This is a genomic window from Microcystis sp. LE19-84.1B (assembly GCF_027531875.1).
In the GTDB taxonomy this organism is placed as follows: Bacteria; Cyanobacteriota; Cyanobacteriia; order Cyanobacteriales; family Microcystaceae; genus Microcystis; species Microcystis panniformis.
The window spans coordinates 1-6,572 of record NZ_JAPZSR010000170.1; the positions used below are offsets into that span (position 1 = coordinate 1).

A 6,572-nucleotide genomic window follows, 5' to 3' on the forward strand; every position below is an offset into this window, starting at 1 on the left:
CTTGGCTGTCTATATTTTAACCAATAAATTGCTGTATTGCAAGCATAGTCAGCTTTTAAAGATAAATTATTGTTTTATTGGTCAGCAATAATTGTCTGTTTTTTCTTTAATTTTACATGACAAGTTCGGAAGAGCCATAAATACTATGTGGAATCTTGATGGAGCATGAATTTTAGTCTCATAGAAATTGGAAGAACAACAGATTGTGCTTAGAAGTTCGCTCATTTAAACTTATTAGAAATTCGATTTCTTGGTTTCTTCAATAAAAGGACTAAATGTGAATGCTAGTTCACTTATTTTTTTACCAGGAATCAATGGACCTCTTGAAAACACGATTTTTCTGGACGGATCATCTGAGAACATATTCTTTGAATTTTGTATCCCAGGAACTACGACTGATGAACGAAATGCCTGTAATTCCCCCTCAAATATTTGTTGAGTCCATAACAAACGGCTCTGGTGGGGCGACCAAACAAGCTGATTGTTCTCATCGTGTCGATAAAAAAGGGTTGTCCCAATAAAACCTTGACAATTCTTGACACTATCTCCAACTAACATTCTCTCTTTGATAAGACCTTGGGGTAAAGGAGAAACTTCTAGCGGCTGTTCATTCTTGGAGAATTGTAATTGATTGACCTCACTATCTAAAACTTCTGCATTAGAACAACCATCGCCATTTTGTAAAATACCACTGACTGCTTTCCTTAAACTTTTAGGAGAAACTGGTGCAAAAACATCCCCTTTCAAATTAAATTCAGCCACCATTTGACCACCTTCTTTAGTTGCGTACTGAAAGGTAATTGTTGCTTGGTTATCACCAGGAACATCATTGATTTCAATGCTATTAATTAATTCATCTCCCATAAAATTAGAACGTCGAACGTTTCTAGCAACAGGAAGGCTGTATCCAACAACAGAAATGTGATCTTCGAGATCTTCTACCTTATAGGAAAAGTCAATGATCGCTCCATTTACTTTCAATCTGTTTTTGTCCACAAATTCATCCGCTTTATTGGATCGGTAAGTGATCCGAAACTCATCGCCCACCTGAAACTGATAAGTTTGGTTGGGTTGACTGGTACACCCATATAGGATCGCTACTCCTACGGCTAATATTGCAATAGCAGTAACGTTGCTCTGAGATACTTTAGATAGGTTTTGCATGACCTAATTACCTCCTTTTGGGATTCAGGACTTACGCACTGTAACAGAATCAGGTAAATCTGATAGCTTAGAATCTCAAACCTTGATTTTTCGTCGAGGGTAAGTCCTAACATTTTTAGCTTTCAATGGAGTAATTTTTACTAGAATTGTTGCAGTAGATTAAGTGTTGCCTGATAATTTGCTTGATCCCCTTGTTGTAAATACAATTGTGCTGCTTTCCGCAAGTCAGTCCTACCTTCCCGCCTGTCTCCCTGCATAGCTCGAATTCCGCCTCGGATCACGTAAGCCAGGGCATTGTCGTGGTCAAGCTCTATGGCTTTGTTGAGGTCCGCAATCCCCTTCTGCCAATGGTTTAGGTTAACATAAGCCCAACCTCGCTTAATGTAGGCATCAGCCAAGTTGGGGTCAAGCTTAATGGCTTGATTGTAGTCAGCCAATGCCTTCTGCCATTGCTTGAGATTAGAGTAGACAACTCCTCGGCTGCTGTAGGCAAGAGCATAGTTGGGGTCAAGCTCAATGGCTTGATTGTAGTCAGCCAATGCCTTCTGCCATTGCTTGAGATTATAGTAGACAACTCCTCGGTTGTTGTAGGCAAGAGCAAAGTTGGGGTCAAGCTCAATGGCTTTGTTATAGTCAGCGATCGCCCCTTGAAAATCCTCTTTGTCTAACCGCTCATTCCCTTGGTTCAAATAAAGATCAGCCAGTTTTTGGTTAGCCTGAGTGACATACTTACCTTGGGGATGCTTCTGAAGGTACTGTTCAAAACCATTAATGGTATTGACTTGTTGGCTTGCTTCCCAAGCCCAGTGATCGGACAACACTTGAAACTGCCAAAATCCTATACCCCCTAATCCCAGTAACAGGATAGCACCCCCAACCAACCAAGGTGTTTTGCCTTTGGTTTTCCATTGCTTTAAGGCTGCGGCAGCACCTAATGGTTGAGGGGAAAGAGTGACTTGCTGAGAGACGGAAATTTCAGTATTACCCTCGATCTTGATAGAGTTTTCAGAAGAAGAGCGACCTATGCGTAAACTCTCAAAAATGCCCTTGAATACAGGCGCAAACTGAGCAGAATCCCTAGCAGGAACTTCAGAAATGAATTGGAAAGTCACACCTACCCCAAACAAGGTAGTGCATTCTTCCTGAATACGTCCTTTGACTCCGTCGTAGCTGTAAACCAGTCTGGCAGACGGTTTGTTATCTAAAAGCAGTTCTTCGGCTGAGATTAACTGAAAGCCTGGAAAAGCTCTTTTCAGTTCTTCTTGTTCCTGCTTGATGTACTCTTGGGGCGTACTGGGAAATACGAGGACTTGTTCCTTTTCTTGAAGAATTTCACCCCGACGCGCATTTACGGAGAAGCAGGGAAGACCACCACTTTGTTCTTGACCTGCTATGGCAATGGGAATTATCCATGAGTCGGCTGGTTCATTTTCCCAGAGAATTTTCCATTCAGATGGATAGGCAAAGGAAAAATGCCATTCTTTGTTGTCGTAAGATTTCAGCTTAGATAAGGTTTGCATGACCTATCACCTCCTTTTGGGATTCAGGACTTACACACCGTAGCAGAATCAGGTAAATTTGATAGCTTAGAATCTCAAACCTTGATTGTTCCTAGAGAGAGCGTAAGTCCTAACATTTTTAGCTTTCAGTGGGGTCGTTTTTTACAATTGTTGAAGTAGATTCAGAATAAATTGATAATCTTTTTGATTCCCTTGTTGTTTAAACAAAGCTGCTGCTTTTTGCAAGTCAGCCCTAGCTTCCGATCTGTTTCCTCTCTGTACCAAAATAGTTCCCCGAACAACGTAAGCAAAAGCCTCTTGAGGATCAAGAGCAATCGCTTTGTTAGCATCAGCCAGCGCTAAGTCATACATTTTCTGCTTCCAGTAAATAAATCCCCTCTCAGCGTAAGTATCAGCATCTGGAGCGAGTTCAATTTTCTTGTTATAGTCAGCCAAAGCTAAGACATACATTCCCCGACCCCAGTAAAAATGTCCCCGCTTATAGTAAGCATCGGCATATTTAGGATCGACTTCAATGGCTTTGTTGTAATCAGCTAGGGCTAAGTCCGTTTTATTCTGGCTCAAGTACAACTGTCCCCGGTTGGTGTAAGCATTAGCATACTTAGGATCAAGTTCAATCGCTTTGTTGTAATCACCCAAAGCTAAGTTGTTTTTTTGCTGTAGATGATAAACAAATCCCCGAAAGTGGTAAGCATTAGCATTCTTGGGATCGACGGCAATAGCTTGGCTAAAGTCAATCAAAGCCAAGTCGTTTTTTTGCAGTAGCGTGTAGAACGTTCCTCGATCAATGTAAGCTTTAGCATTCTTAGGATTGAGTTCGATTGCCTTGTTGTAATCAGCCCAAGCTAAGTCTACTTTTTTCTCAGCAACATAGAGCAAAGCCCGATCTCCATAGACATCGGTATTATAAGGATCTAGTTCAATGGCTTTTTTGTAATCAGCCAAAGCCAAGTCCTTTTTTTGGGGCGAAGAATAAAAATAAAGTTTCCCCCGATTTCTGTAGACTTCAGCATTCTGAGGATTGAGTTCAATGGCTTTGTTGTAGTCAGCTAGGGCTAAGTCCTTTTTGTCCTGCTCAAAATGAAGTAGTCCTTGATGGTTATAGAGATCGGCCAGCTTTTCGTTAGCCTGAGTGACATACTGACCCTTGGGATACTTCTGAAGATACTTTTCAAATCCTTTAATGGTATTGACTTGTTGGCTTTCTTCCCAGACCCGGTTATCAGACAAAACTTGGAACTGCCAAAATCCTATACCGCCTAATCCCAGTAACAGGATAGCACCCCCAACCACCCAGGGTGTTTTGCTTTTGACTTTCCATTGCTTTAAGGCTGTGGCCGCACCTGAGAAGCGAGAAGATAGAGCGATTCTGAGAGATGGAAGCAAATGGGACTGACGATTTGCTTGTGGTGCTGAAGTTTCCTCCAGCAATGGACTATCGGCTAGTGGGACTTCTTGAGCTTTCTCACTTTCGCCTACCTCTACCTTAGAGCTATTCAATCGGTGGCCGACTTGAGTGAGAGAAGGACAAATGCTCGGTTTTGGAGTCGTTTCATTGGTCGGTTTAGCTCCCTCCTCAACCTCTTTGAATCCTTCTTGTTCAGGGATGTCCGTATCTTTAATGGCTGTCGCATTGCTGTCAACAGGATTGGGCATTTCTTGGCGATCGCTCTCAACGGAACTTGAGTAGCGACTGATTCGCCGCAGAACCTCTTGGTACTCCTCCATCTTGCCCTGTTGCCGATCCAACTCTGCTGCTTTCTGCCAGTCAGAAACGGCTTTTTGGGTGTCCCCCAGTTCACTATAGCTGATGCCCCTTTGATAGTAAGCTGTAGCTAAATTGGGGTCCAGGCTAATGGCTCGGTTGAAATTAGCAATGGCTCGCTGATGAGAGCCTTGACGACTACGCTCAATCCCCTGCTTGAGATAGCTCTCAGCAGAGTTAGACTCTAATCCTCGAGCAAAATTCCCGTCGGTCTTTTCTTTGAGTGTCATGGCTTTTCCTCCTTTGCTAAGTGAGCATCTCTTGGCGCAAGCTTGACATGACGTGAGTTCAATGTTTACTCTTGTTCATCCCAATCGTTGACTTGTTGACGGGCGCGGCGAATAGCTAGACCATTATCAACCGCAGCAGCGATCACCCCTAGTCCCAGCACAGTATTACTTGCCTCATTAGAAGGAGCGGATTCTGGATTGACGGCTCCTAGGAGTACCACCAGGGCAGCGGAGAGACCCAACAAAGGAAGCCAGCGCCGGGTATAGAGATAACCAGGCCAGATTAACAGGCTCAATCCTACGGCAATCCATAGATTGCGCTGGGATAATTTGAGGACTGTAGCCATCTTTTCCAGTTTGACCTGCTCTTCAGCAAGCTGAATTTTTGTCTTATTCTGAGTAATTTGGGCTTTGATTTGTTCAATTTTGGAGTAAAGTTCCTCGATTTCTAGCGTTTGCTTCTCCTGTTCTTCGATAAGCTGTAGCTCCTCGCATTTAGGGCTTTGAGACTCAATGCGCCCAATTTTGTTCTCAATTTCCCCAATACGGAGCTTCTCGTTCTTAACTTGTTCTTCAATGAGTTGGAACTTGGTCTTGACTTCAGGTTGTTGAGCCTCAATTAACTGGATTTTGGACTGAAGCTCTCTGATTTGCTCCTCGTGTTGCAGAATCACGGGAATGACATCGGCTTCATCGCTGTTTAGCTCGCTTAAAGTCTGCGTCTGATTGTTAAATTTCACAGTCATAATTCCCTCCCCTAAAACTACCGTTTTATCAGTCCTGTCACTCCTCACCTACTAATGGGTATCTAAAACCCTAAAATTGACCCCATTTAACCCCTCCTGGACATTCAACTCCCGTACCCAATCCACACTTAGATTGGGTAACTCGATAACCATGAGCGTAAGCCCACTGTCGCCCCCCCTTGTCCAATTCAGGAGAACCACAATTCAAGTAATCTAGAGCCATGTACACATCGCCGTAGCGAAAGAGGGCGTTATTCAAGGCTTTTTCCGAACCCGGAATCCCCAGTTTTATGCCTAAGAAAAGGACTTGAAGGCGATTTTGGCGGTGGCGCACTCGCCTTACCAGCGAATCAATAGCTGAGTTAGACTCTAAGCCAGCTTCTTGCAAAGAACTTTCTGTGGTGTCCCGTTCTGCTTTGCGGCTTCTGAAGTTACTTTCTGTCTTTCCCTTGAGTTTCATCGCTTTTCCCTCTTGCTGAAAAAACTCACTCACTTACCCGAGAACAATTTATATTGTACCTTGCTTTGGTCAATCAGAGTTAGCACGATTAAAGGTTTGACGGGGCAATCGCACACAATTCTTAAATATCTGCAATAAACCTATATAAATAAAAACTTTTCCATTGTTTGGCTGGTTCAGGTTCGAGAGGATCACAATAGGGTCTTGCATTATATAAAACTACATGGTTCTGTTGTCATGCCCAATAAATATTTCCTCGGATCACATCACACGCCTATAAATATCAATATCGGCAACTGTTGTGACTCGTATAAATGCTTACTGACTATCCAATCCGAGGAAGAGCCGAAGCAAGAAGAGAAAACTGTTGGCAATTCTTATCTGGCAAAGCCTTGATCCATTAACAACACCGACATCTGTTAGTAAATATAGCCCGTTGGACATCTAATCTAATCAAGCTCTAGGCACTCAAAAAAAAACAAGTGGTAATGATTCAGTAGTAGTGGCGTAGCTCTCTTGCTTACCTGGTATGAATTGTGTAAAATATAGCGTTTCTGATTCACAATACATTCCCGATCCTGAACAGCTTAATCAGCAAAGGTTTAAGTGTGCCGCACAGATGCGAGAACCGCTATATTTATTAATAAAAATAATTGGAACCCGCTCAGTCTTTAAACCTCTAGCTTG

Annotated in this window: 5 protein-coding genes; all 5 read right to left on the reverse strand. The window is 42.8% G+C overall.

What is annotated here, in order from left to right; genetic code table 11:
* Positions 1-234 precede the first annotated feature (234 nt).
* A complete protein-coding gene (locus O9324_RS10240; protein ID WP_288140125.1) occupies positions 235-1,164 on the reverse strand; it encodes a hypothetical protein in 930 nt (309 codons plus the stop codon).
* 140 nt (positions 1,165-1,304) lie between these two features.
* A complete protein-coding gene (locus O9324_RS10245; RefSeq protein ID WP_288140126.1) occupies positions 1,305-2,684 on the reverse strand; it encodes a tetratricopeptide repeat protein in 1,380 nt (459 codons plus the stop codon).
* Positions 2,685-2,825: 141 nt separating this feature from the next.
* Positions 2,826-4,679, reverse strand: a complete 1,854-nt coding sequence (locus tag O9324_RS10250; RefSeq protein WP_288140127.1) for a tetratricopeptide repeat protein — start codon at positions 4,677-4,679, stop codon at positions 2,826-2,828.
* A 65-nt stretch (positions 4,680-4,744) separates the two neighbouring features.
* Entirely contained in the window at positions 4,745-5,425 is a 681-nt protein-coding gene (locus O9324_RS10255; protein WP_288140128.1) for a MerC domain-containing protein, read from the reverse strand.
* Positions 5,426-5,495: 70 nt separating this feature from the next.
* Positions 5,496-5,885: a hypothetical protein gene (locus tag O9324_RS10260; RefSeq protein ID WP_288140129.1), complete on the reverse strand. Its 390-nt coding sequence runs from the start codon at positions 5,883-5,885 to the stop codon at positions 5,496-5,498.
* Positions 5,886-6,572: the final 687 nt, after the last annotated feature.

Coding starts and splice junctions, on each gene's coding strand:
- O9324_RS10255 (WP_288140128.1), bottom strand. CDS start 5,425: ATGACTGTGAAATTTAACAATCAGACGCAGACTTTAAGCGAGCTAAAC.
- O9324_RS10260 (WP_288140129.1), bottom strand. CDS start 5,885: ATGAAACTCAAGGGAAAGACAGAAAGTAACTTCAGAAGCCGCAAAGCA.
- O9324_RS10250 (WP_288140127.1), bottom strand. CDS start 4,679: ATGACACTCAAAGAAAAGACCGACGGGAATTTTGCTCGAGGATTAGAG.
- O9324_RS10240 (WP_288140125.1), bottom strand. CDS start 1,164: ATGCAAAACCTATCTAAAGTATCTCAGAGCAACGTTACTGCTATTGCA.
- O9324_RS10245 (WP_288140126.1), bottom strand. CDS start 2,684: ATGCAAACCTTATCTAAGCTGAAATCTTACGACAACAAAGAATGGCAT.